We start from the raw sequence: 16,599 nt of genomic DNA, 5'->3' as shown, positions 1-16,599 counted from the left end.
ATTTTGCTGAATTAGCCTTTATGGAGACGCCGCTTATAGATGCGGCTGGATTTATGGAATTGATATTGCGCTTCGTTCTCAACATGGTAGTGGTGGTGGCCATTATTCGTTTCTTTTATTACCCGAAGAGCCGTCGTCGCGATTACTTCTTCACATTTACGCTTATCAGTATCAGCATTTTTCTGATGATATTCCTGTTGGGCAGTGTGAAACTGAAAATAGGGTTTGCACTTGGATTGTTTGCTATCTTCGGCATAATTCGCTACCGGACAGAGTCGATGCCTGTGCGTGAGATGACCTACCTGTTTGTGATTATAGCTATTTCCGTCATCAACGCTCTGTCTGTACAGTTGAGTTATGCCGAACTGACGGCAACAAACTTATTATTTATTCTGTGTATCTGGTTATGCGAAAGCAATCGTTGGCTGAAACATATTTCATGCAAGCTGGTACAGTATGATCGTATTGAATTGATTACCCCGCAACGTAGGGCAGAATTGATTATGGATCTGGAAAATAGAACAGGACTTAACATCACGAAAGTAGAAGTGGGCCATATTGATTTCCTACGAGATGCAGCGATACTGAAGGTTTATTATGAACCGGAGAGTGAAGAGATAAATACAATTGATACACTAAGACGGATACCGAGGGAAGGAGAATGAAGAAAATGAATAGACGAATAACCTTACTGGCTGTTTTTCTCTGCACAATGGTTGCAGGAGTATATGCCCAAAGTGATGACTTCGGCATTTGGACCAGTGCCGAGGTAAAGAAGAAAATCTTCCCGGGCTTTGATGCTTCGGTGGAAGGTGAATTCCGTACTCGTGATGGTGTGGATAATGTTGAACGCTGGTCTGCGGGGGCGGGTGTGGCTTATCGCATCACTTCTTTTTTGAAAGCGGATGGCGGATATACTTTTATTTATAGCCATCGTCCGGGAGAGATGACCAAGAAAGGCAATTATGTTTCTGACTACTGGTCACCCCGTCATCGTATGTACTTGTCTTTGACAGGTAAATTGAACTGGCAACGCTTTGAATTTTCCTTGCGCGAACGTTACCAGTATACGTATCGTACTTCGCAGCTTGTTTCCAAGTACGATGGGGACGATGGTTCCCAAAAAGCAGATGAGGAAATTACCGGCAAAGGTAAGAATGTACTTCGTTCACGCTTGCAGGCTGAATGGAATATTAAGAAATCTCGTTTTGCACCTTATGCTTCTTGTGAATTATATCATTCCATGTCCGATAGTTGGGCTCTGGATAAAACTCGCTGGACACTGGGTACCGGATACAAAATCAATAAGAAGAATTCGCTCGATTTTTTCTATCGGTATCAGAATCATGCAGATGATGATGAGACGAACGGGCACGTAGTAGGTGCGGGATATACGTTTAAGTTTTAAGTGAATGATTTATTAGTCACATAAATAAATGATGGAAATGAAACGAATACAGAAAATAGGGATTTATGCAGTGTGTTTCTGCTTGTGTGTCGCGTGTAGTGCTGATAGTCCTTTTGATGATTGGGGAGAGAACGGAACGGATGGGGGAACGAACCCCGGTGGAAGTTCAGGCAGTTCGGATGCTTCGGGTACATTACTTGACTTTGATGTTTCGTGGGAAGATATAGCTGATAATTCATATGTTGAAATAGCTGAAACTATCATAACCGACAAGAATGATGACGAATATGATGACTTTATAGAGAATTCATCATTCGCTTCTTCCATACAAATAGCATTTGCTAATGGTTCGGCAACGGTGACAGGCTCTGTGAGTGGGGTTACAGTAACCACAAACGGAGCACATGTCACAGTAAATGCATCCGTAGCAGGTGTAGAATATGTGCTTAGTGGTTCGGCATCCAACGGTTCTTTCAAGGTATACAGTGATAAGAAGTTTAAACTGACTCTTGCGGGTATTTCGCTGACTAATGACAGCGGGGCGGCAATCAATATCCAGTCCGGCAAGCGTGTTTTTGTAGAAGTGAAGACGGAAACGGAGAACTATCTGGCAGATGCTTCTTCTTACTCCACCGTAACGGGCGAAGATGAAAAAGGATGCTTTTTTAGTGAAGGACAACTTATTTTTAGCGGTACGGGTGCACTGACTGTGACAGGTAATTACAAGCATGGTATTTGTAGTGACGACTATGTGCGTTTGCGTAGCGGCAGCAATATTACCGTAGCTTCTGCCGTGAAAGATGGAATTCATACGAATGATAAAATCATTATTGGTGGTGGTATCCTGAAGGTGAAGGCATCCGGTGATGGGTTGGACTGTGAAAAAGGATTCATTGATATACGAGGCGGACTTATCAAGGCTGACATCTCTGGGGATGCCTCTAAAGCGGTAAAGGCGGAAACGGACATCACGCTCAGTGGGGGGCAGTTGATTCTGCTGACTTCGGGCTCTGGGGTCTATGAAGACAATGATCTGAGTTCTGCCGCAGGTATCAAATGTGATGGTAACCTAGTGATGAATGGTACTACTCTTTTAGTCAAAAGTACGGGTGCTGCCGGTAAAGGTATTAATTGCGACGGAACTCTGAGTATCGATAATAGTACGGTGAAGATTATTACTACCGGTAAACAGTATGTCTATAATCGTCTGGATTCCTCCGCCAAAGGCATTAAAGCAGACGGTAATTTGACTATCAATTCCGGTACTATCTGGGTGAAGACCCCGGGTGGTGAAGGAAGTGAAGGGATTGAAAGTAAAAGTACCCTTACGGTGAATGGTGGTGACGTCAGTGTCTATTCTTATGATGACTGCATGAATGCTTCTAAAAGCATTGTTATCAACGGCGGTAATATCTATTGTTACAGCAGTGGAAATGATGGTGTCGATTCTAACGGTACTCTGACTATTACCGGTGGTACGATTGTCTCTATCGGTACTACATCTCCCGAGGAAGGATTTGACTGCGATCAGAATACTTTTAAGATAACAGGAGGAACTATCTTGGGAATTGGTGGCGGCACTAGTACTCCCACGTCCAGCGTTTGTACACAACGCACGGTTATCTATGGCGGTTCGGGTAGTAAAGGTACGCTTTTGAGTATTCAAGGTTCTGATCAGGTGATGTCTTACACTATTCCCCGTGCTTATTCGCAAATGACATTGTTGTTCAGCAGTTCGAAGTTGGCATCGGGCACCACTTATACGATTTATACAGGCGGTTCGGTGACCGGAGGTACTGAATTCTATGGACTGACTGTTGGTGGCACCTATACAACAGGTTCACAGGTAGCGACTTTTACGCCCAGCAGTATGGTGACTTCGGTAGGAAACGTATCTTCCGGAGGTCCTGGTGGTGGCGGAGGTGGTTGGCATTGGTAATGAGAACTTTGCCGATGAAAAGCTCCTCCTCGTCTATTTCTTTTGTCAGTTAATCGAAAGTCGGCTATATTTGCCATGACATCTCTAAAAAGGAAACAAACCATGAAGAAAGTGTTTGCCCGTGCTACCTATAAACGTTACCTGCCGGAAATGATGATCTACATTGCTGTGTGGCTTATCGTACTGATGGTGCCGGTGGTAAGCAATTTCTTCGAACTTTTATCGGGTAAGGTAGAAGTGATGCGATGGAAAGGAGTTTTTATTTTATGGCTCAATGTGTTGCCATTCTTTTTCCTTTTCTTATTGAATAATCGTGTGCTTGCTCCTTTCCTTTTCCTGAAGCAGAAAGTGGTAGTGTATGTAGTAGTTGCCATATTATTATCTACGTTCACTTTCTGGGTAGTGGATATGGTGTCTCCCAGTCGTCCTGTCATGAAGCGGCAGCAAATAGAACAGAGAATGCGCGACCGGGGAAAGGAAGGGCCCGGGCCGAGAGAGCATGATGCTCCCGGTAAGCCTTCGGGGCCGGATATACCGTCTGTACGGGGGGGACGTCCTGATCCTCGGCATTCTGACTTCCCACGTCCGCCTTTCGAAGAGATGCCTTTCTTTGTGCCCCTGTTTCGTGGTCCTTTTCTGGGGCGCATGCTGATAGCTTTGCTTATGTTCAGTTTCAACATTGCTGTTAAGCTGTTTTTTAAGTCAGTACGCGATCAGGAGGCTATGAAAGAACTGGAGCACAACAATCTTCAGACGGAGTTGGATTATCTGAAATACCAGATAAATCCGCACTTCTTCATGAATACTCTCAATAATATACATGCATTAGTGGATATTGATACGGAGAAGGCCAAACAAACCATTGTCGAACTTTCACGGTTAATGCGCTATGTGCTTTATGAATCGAATAACCGCTTGATATCGCTTTCCAAGGAGTTGCAGTTCCTCAATCATTATATAGAGCTGATGCGCATCCGCTATACGGATAAAGTGCGGATAGATGTGTCTTTTCCTACGGATACGGGCGAAGTACAAGTACCACCCCTATTGTTCGTTTCGTTTGTAGAGAATGCTTTTAAGCATGGTGTCAGTTATCAGCATGCTTCATTCGTATCAGTCTGTTTGCAGGTGGTGGGAGAGGAAATTCATTTCGTTTGTTCCAACAGTAATTATTATAGGTCCGAAGATCAGCACCACGGTATCGGTCTTGATAATATCCGCAAGCGTTTGCGTCTGTTGTTCGGTGAGCGTTATAAACTATCTATTGATGATACGGCCGATTGTTTTGATGTGCAGTTGCTTGTGCCGGTGAGTTAATACAGAATGGAGGTATATTATGATAAATTGTATAGCTATTGATGATGAGCCGTTGGCTCTTACCCAACTGACGGGATATATCTCCCGTGTACCTTTTCTGAATCTTGTAGCTTCCTGCCAAGACGCTTTCGATGCTATGAGTGTTCTTTCCGCACAGAAGATTGATCTGATGTTTGTTGATATCAATATGCCCGACCTGAATGGGATGGACTTTGTGCGTTCCCTGACGGAAAAGCCGTTGGTTATCTTCACAACAGCTTATTCGGAGTATGCCGTCGAAGGTTTCAAAGTAGATGCACTGGATTATCTGCTGAAACCGTTTGGCTTTCAAGACTTCCTGAAGGCGGTGGACAAAGCGTATAAATGGTGGGAATTCCGCACCAAAGGTCATGGAACAGTTGCTCCACCGTCAACTCCGTCCGAACTTTCTTTCAATGACGGTACTCTGTTTGTGAAGAGTGATTATCGCGTTACGCGTATCAACTTGGCAGATATTAAATATATTGAGGGAATGAGCGAATACGTACGTATCTTTGTAGAAGGAGAGGCTAAGCCCATTATGCCTTTACTCAGCATGAAGCGTCTGGAAGAAACTTTGCCCCCCTCTCAGTTTATGCGGGTACATCGTTCTTATATTGTCAATTTGAAAAAGATAACGGAAGTTTCTCGCCTGCGCATCGTTTTTGGAGAGACCTATATTCCGGTAGGAGAGAATTATAAGGATCAGTTTACGGAATATATTAACAGTAGGATGATGAAATAGTGATTAGTAGTGAGTGATAAGTGATTAGTACCATGCGGCAATGACAGCACAGCACTAATCACTCACCACTAATCACTTATTTAACTCCCAGCTTCTTCAGCAATGCTTTGGGCACTGCATCTTTGTGTACCAGGATATTGATAGTTTTGTAAGCAACGAAAGGTTTAGAAGCATACCAAGTACCTTTGTATTTGTTGTTGGTACCCCAGGAGTTCTTTACCATGTAGTATTCCTTACCGTTCTGGTCTTTGGCTATACCGTAGATAAGCATACCGTGGTCATCAGTAGTTTCCCAATTGTCGAATGCTGTTTGGCGCATTTCCTGAGTTACGGTGATTTCCGGTAATGGACGGGAAGTCAGTTCTTTGCGTTTGTCGGCGGCAGTAAGACCTGTCCAGCGTGCCATGTCAGAACCGGTGAGTTCGGCACCACGATCCGCATCGGGCATAACGGCTATACCGTCACGAGTGAAACCGCTTTCGCTGACGTCGCTACCCCAAGCTACAGTGTAACCGTTGTTAACGGCATTGTCGATAACAGACATGAATTCCATCAAAGGCAGGTTATAAGAAAGGCCGTTGCGCCAGTTGTCCTGAATTTCGATGTTCATCTGAGTGTAGAATGGATGGTGGGTAAATGAAGTCAGAGATATGTAATCGTCCGGATTGATTCCGAGGGATTCGGCAAATGTCTTCGGAGTATATTCTTTTCCTTTGTAAGTGAAGTTTTCGGGACACTTGCCGAGGTAAGTGTCATAGATAGAGCACAGGCCTTTCTTCCATACCGGAGTCAGTTTGGTCAGTTTGCCTTTGGCAATAGCGTTTACGTAAGCACTGGCCACGGCATCCAACTCGTTGTGTACCGGCAATGTGTCACCGTACATGATGCCCGGCATAGCTTCCTGCGGAACAAGACCGTAGTTTCTCAGGCAGAACATGATGTCGTAGAAGCTTCCACCGGGTGAGAAAGAACTGTCACCGTGATAGCGTACGTAGTTCACGCCGCGGTCCATCATGGTGTGGTGCACCACAAACATTTCTGATAAATCATATTCGCCTTTGCCCATACGCAGCAATTCGCTTTCAAGGAAACCAAGAGCCGAAAAACTCCAGCATGTGCTGGAACGGTTTTGGTTTTTAACGGAAGTAATCGGGTTTTCTTTAACGGTTGTGAAGATGAAGCCTTCTTCCGCTTTCGGAGTGTCCTGTGCTGACACATTGAAACTCAATAAGCCTAAAGTGGCAATAAGTATTGACTTTTTCATCATAATTAAATTGATATTAAATGATTGTTACTGGCACAAAGATAGGGAGATTTCGGAAACAAAAGCTATCTTTGGAGCGTTTTATCAGATAATTATGGAGAAAAAGATACATATCAAACCCCAGACAGGATTGGTTCTTGAAGGCGGCGGCATGCGTGGTGTCTTCACTTGTGGCGTGCTGGACAGCTTTATGGACCGTGGCATCCGCTTCCCCTATACTATCGGAGTCAGTGCCGGAGCATGTAATGGACTTTCTTATATGTCCGGCCAGCGCGGACGTGCCAAGTACAGTAACATTGACTTACTGGAGAAATATCAGTATATCGGGTTGAAATATTTGTTGAAGAAACGTAATATTATGGACTTCGATCTGCTGTTCCAGGAATTTCCCGAACACATTCTTCCTTATGATTATGAAGCGTATTTCTCTTGTCCGGAGCGCTATGAAATGGTGACTACAAATTGTGTGACGGGTGAGGCTAACTATTTTGAGGAGAAACGGGACAAGCATCGTGTGATTGACATTGTGCGTGCTTCAAGCAGTCTGCCTTTTGTCTGCCCTATTGCTTATGTGGATAATGAGCCGATGCTTGACGGAGGTATTGTCGACAGTATTCCGCTGATGCGTGCCAGGAGTGAGGGATTTACCTATAATGTGGTAGTGCTTACCCGTAATCATGGTTATCGTAAAGAAGCAAAGGACATACATATACCTTCTTTCCTGTACCGTAAATACCCGAAAGTGCGTGAGGCTTTAAGCCGTCGTTGCCGTGTGTACAACGAGCAGTTGGAAATGGTGGAACGTATGGAAGCGGCAGGAGAGATTACTGTAATCCGTCCGCAGAAACCTGTAACAGTCGACCGTATCGAACGGGATATCAGGAAATTGACTGATTTGTATGAAGAAGGTTATGCATGTGCGGCGAAGTATGACTTTCAGTGATTAATCAAAAGATTGTAAACGCATTGCCAAATAATGATTGCTATAAAGTGGCAATCATTATCTGGCAATGCGTTTTTTTATTCTTAATCTTTGTTGGCCTACAAACTTTAGTAAGTCTGATATGAACAATCCAATGATTCGTTCACTATATTAAACTGAGGGTATTTCCCACTAGGACTGAAGGCACTTCCCACTAGGACTGAAGGCACTTCCCACTAGGACTGAAAGTACCTCCCACTAGGACTGAACTCGTGTTTCATTACGACTGATCGTGATGGAACACCAAGTGCGTTGTCACACAGATGGTTACGTGGTATGTGAAACTCTTATAGAACTCTGTGAAACTCAGTGTTACTCTGTGGTGAATTAACTCAGTAATAGCTAACCTTCACAGCGCTGACTTCCACCGTTCCCGAATAACTATTAATAGACCATGGATTCTTCTGCATACCATATATGCGGTTTGTATAAGCCACATTATCATTGATATAAACCACGCAGACAGAGTTGTCCGTACAGATAGTTACATGATAAGTATTATCAGCAGGTCTGTCGAACAGATACCCGTCTATTCCGTCGATGAATCCTTTACCTTCTTCACCTTCTTCTTCGAAGTTTATCTTTCGCTTGTTATTGTTGTCTTCCAGATTCACTACAATGGTATAATACTTTTTGGAGTCCGTACCGCGTACCAGAGAGATACCGAATCTATCTGCATCGCCTGCCGTCTTTACGGTAAACGAAATCTTGTTGTTTACATTTAAGCGATTGAATAGGATATAAGCATTATCCGTCAGAGTATAGTTACCGTTGCTTTCTGATACTCCGCTACTCTTTTCCATCACTTTTACAGTAGAGGCGGTGGCATATTTCTGGCTGATACCTTCTACTAAGCCTAAAGTCAAAGTGCCATCCGTATGCTGAACTACTTTGTGTGCAACCAGGCTTCCTGCCCATTCCGGTTCGTTCGGAGAAGCTCCAACGGCAGTATTGTCATTGCCCGAGCGGGTGGGGCACCATCCCCAGATGTAGCGGTTAGTTCCGTCCGAAGCCGTCTTGCCTGCATAGAAGCCACGTGAGTCAAGGAAACCTTCGTGGTTGTCGGGCCAGATACCGGCATCGTTGGCGGTGGTTGCTTTCAGTTCTTCCAGTGTACGTCCCTTGAAATATTGAACTTTGCGTACGGCTGCATGCATCTCCGAGTAGACCAGATACCACCAGTCTCCCATCTTGAAGACATCGGGACATTCATAAAAGCGATCCCACATCATGGTCATGAATACACCTGCATGTTCCCAAGTCTTCATATCTGTAGAAGTATATTCGGCCAGTACCCCTTTGCCGCTTTTAGTAGTGGAAACAAGCATGTGGTATTTTCCATCTTCACCTTCAAAAACGAAGGGGTCGCGGAAATCATTCTTGCTGTACCCGTCAGTGTCACCCTTCAGATAAAAAGTGCGATTCTTGGTCCAGGTCTTGAAGTCGGGTGAGGTGGCATACATCACTACCTGACCGTTCTCGGAAGAAGTAGGCTGATATTTGTTACCTGTGTAGAAGGTATAGTACAATTTATCCGAAGGATTATAAATAGTACTACCCGTTCCGATAGCGGCATCCTGCTCCGACAATCCTCCGCAAGAAATCAGTTCACCCATAGATGTGTATGAAGCGGCGTCCTGAGTACTTACCGCCCATATCGGGTGGTAAGTGCCTGCTTGGTTCGGACGGTATTCCTGTAGATACATAATCTTGAAATCTTTTGCCTGCGGATCATAGAAAGGCATCGGATCGCCTACATAACCGACAGATGGCTTGTAGTATGTATCGAACTTCATGGCATCTGCCGAAGCAAAATAAGTGGTGGTTCCGTCCCAGTCTTTCTGAGTTAAAACCGGATCATTGTCATCGCTACAGCTGCTGAAAGAAGTGATCATCAGAGCAGCCAATGTGAGTGAATATATCATTGTTTTCATATATTAGTTTTATTTACCCGTTAAATAGTCAATTGCATTCTCTGTCAGTTTGGCTACATTGCCATGATACTTGTCTGCTGAAGCATCTATGCCATAAGCATACCAATCGTAACATCCTGAGCCGATACATACGATACCTCCGCGAGAGTCTTTAGGCAGATATTCCCATGCCACGATAGCACCATCGCCACCATAACCCAGGTCAACACCGCCATGATTGGTACGCCATACTTCATTCGTAGCATAGCCGCCCCAGTCGGAACCGATGTGCCATTGTGCCGTACTGTTGGTGGTTCGGTAACCGGTATCGAAGGTATAGACCTTATCTGTTTCACCGCTGTTCATCACCAGGTTCTGGTAGAGGGCGTGCGACTCGTGTCCCTGGATAAAGAAGTTCCATGCACCACCCACTATTTCACCGGATTCTTCCGATTGTCCCCAACAGTTGTTCGGGTTGTTGCCGTCCAGGGTAGCACCCAGTTTTGCAGCATAATAAGTAGCATAGCGGGTAAGCAGCAGGTTCATGCCATTGTTATAAAGGTCTTTCATCTTCACCAATGCGTTGATTGCTGCAGGCGCTGCCTTTTCAAACTTATCCATGTTGTCGATGCCGCCGTCTATATGCAGATGCCACCACATGATTTCACATTCGCTCAGGTCTACTCTTCCTGCCTGCACATCTTCGAATGAGATATACTGCGAATTGGCAATATTGTTCAGCATCCAGGTTGCCGCTTCCTTTTCTTCCGGATTCAGTTCGTTCAGTGTAGCTGCCAGACCCACATATACGGCACTCGGTGCATCGGTCGGGATAACCGTTACCGTATAAACGGCAGATGCGGTGTTATATGAAACGGTGAATTCTACAGGATTGCTGAAGTCAATAGCTTGGCCGGATGCCGGCATTACGGTGGCTCCTGCCGAAGTTGTAATGATCGGAACCATGTTTTTGATATTGACTGAACTCGGCACACGTACGGTGATGGTATGTTTAGTCTGGTCGATAACTCCGGCATAAGCGTCATTCAGTTTGAAGGAGAGTATCCGCGCTTCATCATGCTTGATGTTGACGGTGTAGTCCAGGAATACGTTTCCGTTAGTCACTTTTATCACTTGGGGGAATGAGAAGTTCAGCACATCGCCTGCCTTAACAGAGGCCTCGGCACCTTCGGATACTTCGATACCGGTAACTTTCATTGCGTTAGTGTCGTATACTTCGGGCACTGCCACAGTTACGGTCTTATTGGTCCGGTCTATCACCCCCGTATAGGTATCATTCAGTTCAAGGGCGGTGAGCCATGTGTCTCCGTCCAGTTTCAGGTCGGAAGTATTATCATCGCTACATCCCGGGAATGTAAACAACAGGACAGTTCCCAGTACAAGCAGATTTAGTTTATTCAGTATTGATTTCATAATGTTCTTCTTTTTTATAAGGTTACCAGTTACCACAATTCTGCGTATAGTTTCCGTTGCTGGCACTCATCTGTGCAAACGGGATAGGCAGATATTCATTTTTATTCTTAGTGAACGAGGCATTCGTGTAGATGGTGCAGTCGGCAGCTTCCTCAGCATAGAACTTATTCAGTACTTCGGCAGCCTCGCCCCATCTTACCAGGTCAAAGAAGCGTTCTGATTCCAGAGCCAGCTCTACACGACGTTCAAACTTCAACAATTTCAAGGCATCTGCCTGTGAGTAGCTTCCCGTATAAGGCTGAATGTTGAAACGTACGCCATATTCCATTTCGTAGTCGGCAATCATGGCTGTGCTTTGTTTAGCACGGTTACGTACTTCGTTAATCAGGCTGATAGCTTCAGCTATACGTCCGTCGTTCAGTTGGATCAGTGCTTCGGCACGCATCAACAATACATCCGAGTAGCGCAGTACGATGCGGTTCATCGGAGAACCCCACCAGGCACCCTTTATCAGGTAATCGCCATCCGGATCCACATTCTGCTTCAAGGTCACGTAATATCCGTAAAGTCCGTTGCTGCGGCTCCAGGTAGTCGACTGGTCCATCATGTAGTTCTTATTGAATTCATAAGGGAATCCCGGCATACCTACCGTCAGGAAGAGGCGTGGGTCAGCATAATCGGATTGCGAATTGTAATCGGTGTTGTTAAAGGAATCCAGCAGCGGGTGTCCGTTGGCATCTGTTTTGAATGCATTTACCAGATTCTGGCTCGGTTTGTAGAAGTCGCAACCACCATCGGTAACTCCCGGAATGTTGGGAACGATCAGACCATAAGACCAGTTGCAGTTACCGTTGTTGGTACCGTCGTTCATGGAGTATTGCATGGCCCACAGGGATTCCACGCCATTTTCATATTGAGGTTCCGGACGGAAGTTATTGTGAAAATCTGATTCCAGCCCGTAGCCGCCTGCCGACATAATGGCATTGTCTGTGTATTGTACTACTTTCACCAGGTCTTCCGTGCTGAGGCTTGTCACTTCATGGCTGTCTGCATTATCCTGATGATAAGCTTTGTACAGATAAGTCTTTGCCAGATAGGCGGCTGCTGCGGCTTTGGCGGGGCGACCTTTGTCTGCCTGCTTCACGGGAAGGTTATCATAAGCAAACTGGAAGTCAGCTGCAATCTGTTGCCAGCCTTCGTCATTGTTGTAAGTGGTGTTGGAGAGATAGTTATATTCTTCCGGTGACAAGTTGGCATCGTTGGCAAACGGGATCTTCTTGTACAGACGTTTCAGCAAGAAGTGACCATGTGCACGGAGGAATCTCATTTCGGCAATGCGCTGCTGCTTTAGTGAATAAGTACTTTCATCCACTTGTTCCAATAGTTGCAAAGCTGTATTGACGCGTGAGATACAGTTGTAGAGGCGCTGCCACATATCGCTGATGTTCCATGCCGTAGTCATGATACCTTGTGAGATGTCCAGTGAGTGGAATACATCACCGTCTTCCGTACCGTTTCCTCCTTTGTAAGCGTCATCCGAACGTACGTCATAGTTCCACATGGAGAAGGAAGAATTGATATCTTCGGCAGTAATCCATACTGCATAAGCAGAGATTACCAGATTGTCGATGTATGCCGGGTTCTTCAGCTGTTCATCGCTGATGGTTCCCTGGGGGAGCTGATCTTCCAGAAAGTCGGTGCAACTGCTGCACATCAGTGAAAGACCTAAGACTGCTGTATATATTAACTTTTTCATAAGTAACTGATTTTATTGTTAAAAGCCTACATTAATACCGAAAGTTATATTCATCGGGATGGGGTAACCATAGTTGGCATTCTCAGGATCTACTCCGGTGAACTCCTTACTCTTGATGGTGAATACGTTCTGTGCGCTCAGGTAGAAGCGCAGGCGCTCCATCTTCATCTTCTGGGCAAAGTTTTTCGGAACGTTGTATCCCAACTGTATATTGCGTAACTTCAGGAACGAACCATTCTCAACAAAGTAAGTGGAAACACGTTTCTCATTGTTCGTATCGCTGCGTGACAATGCAGGAATGGTAGAGTTCGGATTGGTGGGTGACCATGCATCGAGTACTCGCTTACCTTTGTTCAGGAAACCGATATTGAGTCCACTCCAAAGATCGGTTTCTTTCTTCAGGTCGCTGATAACATCTACTCCCTGAACACCTTGCCAGAACATGGTGAGGTCAAAATTCTTGTATTCAAGGTAGATGTTCAGACCATAGCTGAAGTCCGGAGTCGGATTGTAAATCCATTGCTGGTCTTTCTCATTGATGATACCGTTGCCGTCCAAGTCACGCCAGCGGATACGGCCTATCCCGGCACCTTCCTGAGTGGCATGGTTATCAATCTCTTCCTGTGATTTGAAGATACCGTCAGCTACATAACCCACCTGCGAACCATTGGCGTGACCGATTACGCTTTGTACACCGTTACCACCGAAAGTGCCGTTGGCTGCTACTGTAGTTGGTAGCTTCGTGATTTCATTCCGGTAGGTGGATATGTTGGCATTCAGGTCATATTTCAGTCCGAATCTCGTTTGATTGCGATAACCGAGATTCAATTCAACACCCACATTCTTCATTTCTCCCGCATTGATCCATTGACTGCTTCCTTCGCCCATAGCGGCGATACCTGCCATCTGTACCAGAATATCCGTTGTCTTTTTGTAGAACCAGTCGAATGAACCGTAAAGAGATTGTTTAAACAGTGAGAAATCGAGGCCGAGGTTCGTTTGTGTGGTTGTTTCCCATTTGATGTTATCATTACCGATCTGATTACGTTTGAATCCGGATTGAAGGATGCTGCCGCCATTGGTTCCGGCAATGTCGTAGGAAGTACCATAGCTCTGACCGCCTGATTCCGTTACACCGTAGTTGGGAACATAAATTGTATAGCGGGCAATGTTCGAGATTTCCTGGTTACCGGTCTGTCCCCATGAACCGCGGACTTTCAGATCGTCAATCCAACTGAGGTTTTGCATGAACTTTTCACGGTTCAAGCGCCATCCCAGTGAGAAGGAAGGGAATGTGGCATAGCGGTTATTTTTACCGAAACGTGAAGAACCGTCACGGCGTACTGTCATCGAGAGTAGGTATTTATCATCGTATGTATAATTCAGCTTTCCGAAGAAAGAAACCAGTGAATAGCCTTCGCCCGAACCGTAAGCCTGAGCCGTACCGGAACCCGCATTCGGCCACATATAGTCGGGTGTCAGAATAGAATAATCTTCTTTATAACCCGAAAAATTGATATCATCTTCACGGTTCAGCTCCATACCCACCATGGCGTCTCCACGATGTTTGCCGATTTCCAGATTGTAGGTAGCGATGGCATTCCACATCCATTTCGTCCAGTGTTCCTGCTTGGCTTCTACGGCATTCTTATCATTTGCCACATTGCCTTCGGTGATGGGGTAGGTGAAGATGCGTTGTGATTTCTGTGCATAATCCAATCCGAAGGTGGAGCGGACATTGAATCCTTTGAAGGGGTTGAGGTTGATGTAAGCATCACCAAACATACGCCAGTAAGTATAGCGATTATCAGAGTTACGGTCCAGTCTCGCTACCGGGTTCTCACGGTCGGGATATCCGCCTACCGGACCTGCATATTCTCCATTGATGTCGTAAACGGGTAATGAGGGATTGAATTGCAATACATTTTGCAAAAATCCACCCGGTGCCTGCACCTCCGAAGTGCGGTTCAGTGTGAAGTGCTCTCCTATGGTCAGGAATTTGCCAATCAGATTATAATCAGAATTTATGCGGGCAGAGAAACGTTCGAAGTCACTGTCCTTGATGATACCTATATTCTTATAATAGCCCAGGGAGAAGAAAGATGACCCCTTTTCAGAACCATTGCTTACTGATACATTGTACTGCTGGATAATACCTGTACGGGTTGTTTCATCGAACCAGTCGGTGTCGGCAGCCGGAACGGTATTGGCGGAATCCAGATACTTGGACATGCTGATGTTGTTCAGTTGAGGATAACCGTTTGCGTCATATCCCCAGCTATACTTATAACCCAGTGCGTTGGTGTTGGGATCCTGTCCTTCGTTTACGTAAGCTTGCCACATGGCACGGCCATATTCTTCCGCATTCAGTACTTCCATCTTATTGGTATACATGGAAGCGGCGATAGAAGCATCGAAGTTAATCTTTATCTGTCCTTCTTTACCTTTCTTCGTAGTGATGATGATGACACCGTTTGCAGCGCGTGAACCATAGATAGAGGCAGAAGCCGCATCCTTCAATACCTGGATAGATTCGATATCATTGCCGTTCAGTTCGTGCATGCCCGATTTGGTAGGCACACCGTCAATAATATAAAGAGGATCGTTATTATTCAAAGTCCCGACACCGCGAATACGTACAGTGGCATTTCCACTGGGATTACCGTCGGCTGTGATGTTCATACCGGGGACGCGTCCCTGTAATGCTTTGATCGGGTTGTTTTCGTTTTGCTTGGCAATCTCGTCTATGCTGACTACGGAGATGGCTCCGGTCAGGTCGGCCTTGCGTTGAGTAGTATAACCTGTGACTACGACTTCCTGTAGCAATTCCGATTCTTCTTCCAGAACGATATTCAGTGTAGCTTGAGCTTTCACACTCACAGTCTTGAATCCGATATACGAAATGGAGAGTTCTGCGCCTTGTGGTACAGACAATGTAAAGTTACCGTCGATGTCTGTTATGGTGCCGTTACTTGTCTGGTTGGTTTCTATGACAGTTGCACCGATAATGGATTCTCCGTCAGTCTTGGAAACCACTTTTCCTTGTACCGTCAGGCGTTGGGCCTGAACTAGTGTACACATTATAAGAAAGAGTGCAAATAGAAGTGATCTTTTTATGCCTTCCATGTTTTTAGATTTTAATTAATATGCTTTTCATTTTGTAATCGCTGTGGATTACCTCTCAAAACATGCTTTCCCGAGTGATGTTTTGATGTTGCAAAGAAAGGGAATTAAGTGAAAATATGCTGTAATTTATGTTTCATAAGCTGGTATATTTGTAACAAAATAAAGGGCAGGTATCATATTTGCCAGCTTATGAAACATAAATGGCAGGCTATTTCTGTTTTATTCGCTTCCTTTGCAAAGTGCTTTCCCGAGCAACTCATTATTAATTAAATGTAATACCCAAAAACATCATGAATTTAAAAAACAATTTGTTGACTGTGCGATGGACCCTTACCTTTATAATAGGTACAATCTGGTCTGTCTTTTCGTGTCAGGCTATTAATCCTCCTTTTGTGATTAAACATTTAGGTGACGGACAGAGCATTGTCCAGATTGAGAACCAGAAGAAATTTCTGTTGCTTCCCGTGGAAGAGGCTGCTCCGGAAGCAAAGCTATATATGATAGCCGATAATGACGTAGTGCGCAATATGAATGTTCGTCTGGCTATAAATAAGGTGGACTATTTTGTTCCGGTAGATCTCTCCGGATTTGATAATAAATCACTTTCTTTCAACTTCCAGTTGATACCCGATACGGCTATTTGCTGGGATGAAATGAAACTTTCCAATGAGTTTGATACATCCAATCGCGAGAGTTT

At 45.0% G+C, this 16,599-nt stretch carries 12 protein-coding genes; 7 read left to right on the top strand and 5 right to left on the bottom strand.

The features are described from left to right. Nucleotides 1-20: 20 nt before the first annotated feature. From BACCELL_RS24500 to BACCELL_RS24480, 5 genes are all read left to right on the top strand, one after another. On the top strand, nt 21-665 hold the full coding sequence (locus BACCELL_RS24500) for a DUF4956 domain-containing protein (protein WP_044154366.1): 645 nt from the start codon (nt 21-23) through the stop codon (nt 663-665). Next, nucleotides 662-1,408 carry a DUF2490 domain-containing protein gene (locus tag BACCELL_RS24495; protein WP_007214852.1) on the top strand — a complete coding sequence of 249 codons (747 nt, stop codon included), beginning with the start codon at nt 662-664 and terminating at the stop codon, nt 1,406-1,408. Before BACCELL_RS24500 ends, BACCELL_RS24495 begins: the two co-directional genes overlap by 4 nt. Before the next feature lie 37 nt (nt 1,409-1,445). Then, nucleotides 1,446-3,347 carry a carbohydrate-binding domain-containing protein gene (locus BACCELL_RS24490; protein WP_044154410.1) on the top strand — a complete coding sequence of 634 codons (1,902 nt, stop codon included), beginning with the start codon at nt 1,446-1,448 and terminating at the stop codon, nt 3,345-3,347. Between the two features lie 102 nt (nt 3,348-3,449). Continuing rightward, entirely contained in the window at nt 3,450-4,664 is a 1,215-nt protein-coding gene (locus BACCELL_RS24485; protein ID WP_007217369.1) for a sensor histidine kinase, read from the top strand. A gap of 19 nt (nt 4,665-4,683) precedes the next feature. Continuing rightward, a complete protein-coding gene (locus BACCELL_RS24480) occupies nt 4,684-5,427 on the top strand; it encodes a LytR/AlgR family response regulator transcription factor (protein ID WP_007214849.1) in 744 nt (247 codons plus the stop codon). Nucleotides 5,428-5,503: 76 nt separating this feature from the next. Here the strand turns inward: BACCELL_RS24480 and BACCELL_RS24475 are convergent, their stop codons facing one another. Continuing rightward, on the bottom strand, nt 5,504-6,691 hold the full coding sequence (locus BACCELL_RS24475) for a C1 family peptidase (RefSeq protein WP_044154409.1): 1,188 nt from the start codon (nt 6,689-6,691) through the stop codon (nt 5,504-5,506). 94 nt (nt 6,692-6,785) lie between these two features. Between BACCELL_RS24475 and BACCELL_RS24470 the strand changes: the two genes are divergently transcribed. Continuing rightward, nucleotides 6,786-7,634: a patatin-like phospholipase family protein gene (locus tag BACCELL_RS24470; protein ID WP_044154365.1), complete on the top strand. Its 849-nt coding sequence runs from the start codon at nt 6,786-6,788 to the stop codon at nt 7,632-7,634. 371 nt (nt 7,635-8,005) lie between these two features. Here BACCELL_RS24470 and BACCELL_RS24465 read toward each other — a convergent pair whose 3' ends face one another. Genes BACCELL_RS24465 through BACCELL_RS24450 form a run of 4 tightly spaced genes read right to left on the bottom strand, consistent with a single transcriptional unit; the run spans nt 8,006 to nt 15,857 of the window. Then, entirely contained in the window at nt 8,006-9,607 is a 1,602-nt protein-coding gene (locus BACCELL_RS24465; RefSeq protein WP_007214845.1) for a glycoside hydrolase family 32 protein, read from the bottom strand. Nucleotides 9,608-9,616: 9 nt separating this feature from the next. Continuing rightward, nucleotides 9,617-11,020: a DUF4960 domain-containing protein gene (locus BACCELL_RS24460; protein ID WP_044154364.1), complete on the bottom strand. Its 1,404-nt coding sequence runs from the start codon at nt 11,018-11,020 to the stop codon at nt 9,617-9,619. A gap of 22 nt (nt 11,021-11,042) precedes the next feature. Next, on the bottom strand, nt 11,043-12,776 hold the full coding sequence (locus BACCELL_RS24455; RefSeq protein ID WP_007214843.1) for a RagB/SusD family nutrient uptake outer membrane protein: 1,734 nt from the start codon (nt 12,774-12,776) through the stop codon (nt 11,043-11,045). Between the two features lie 18 nt (nt 12,777-12,794). Beyond that, complete coding sequence (locus BACCELL_RS24450; protein WP_394372942.1) at nt 12,795-15,857, bottom strand: SusC/RagA family TonB-linked outer membrane protein; 3,063 nt, start codon at nt 15,855-15,857, stop codon at nt 12,795-12,797. A 335-nt stretch (nt 15,858-16,192) separates the two neighbouring features. On the opposite strand from BACCELL_RS24450, the gene BACCELL_RS24445 reads away from it, so the two are divergent. Then, the coding region (locus BACCELL_RS24445; protein ID WP_007214840.1) for a DUF4980 domain-containing protein at nt 16,193-16,599 on the top strand (407 nt) is incomplete at its 3' end.

The organism is Bacteroides cellulosilyticus DSM 14838, from assembly GCF_000158035.1.
GTDB classification, from domain to species: domain Bacteria; phylum Bacteroidota; class Bacteroidia; order Bacteroidales; family Bacteroidaceae; genus Bacteroides; species Bacteroides cellulosilyticus.
Note: the sequence above shows the minus strand (reverse complement) of the source record. Positions and strands in the feature narration are given on the sequence as shown.